Source organism: Acinetobacter sp., from assembly GCF_036666595.1.
Lineage (GTDB): Bacteria > Pseudomonadota > Gammaproteobacteria > Pseudomonadales > Moraxellaceae > Acinetobacter.
The window spans coordinates 1-551 of the sequence record NZ_JAVWVO010000137.1 but is presented as its reverse complement, the minus strand read 5'-3'; the positions used below and the strand labels follow the sequence as shown (position 1 = coordinate 551).

Here is a 551-nt window from a genome sequence, read left to right as displayed (position 1 = left end):
TGTACATTTATATGGACAACTTGCGGCAATGCCACAGATCATGGAAATTGCTCAAAAGAACAATTTACTTGTACTAGAAGACTCAGCACAAAGTCATGGTGCAGAGATTAATGGAATTAAAGCGGGTAACTGGGGAGATGCAGCTGGTTTTAGTTTTTATCCAGGTAAAAACCTCGGTGCTTTAGGTGATGCTGGTGCGATCACAACGAATGATTCTGAACTAGCTAACATGTTAAAGGCTTTACGTAACTATGGCTCACATGAAAAATATAAAAATTTAGTTAAAGGTGTAAATAGTAGATTGGATGAAATACAAGCAGCAATGCTTGATATCAAACTGAAATTTTTAAATCAGGACATTATTCATAGACGCAAGATCGCTCAGCATTATCTCGAAGGGATTAATAACCCCTTGATTCACCTACCGAAAGTAGAAGGTGATGCTATTAATAACAAACAAAATGTTTGGCATCTATTTGTTATTCGTACACAATATCGACAAAACTTACAGCAGTATCTAATAGAACATGGTGTGCAAACTTTAATTCACT

The 551-nt window shown here is 35.9% G+C and carries 1 protein-coding gene; it reads left to right on the top strand.

Annotated elements, in window-relative coordinates; translation table 11 throughout:
• On the top strand, positions 1 to 551 hold a 551-nt coding region (locus RR876_RS17235; RefSeq protein WP_332637212.1), incomplete at both ends, for a DegT/DnrJ/EryC1/StrS family aminotransferase.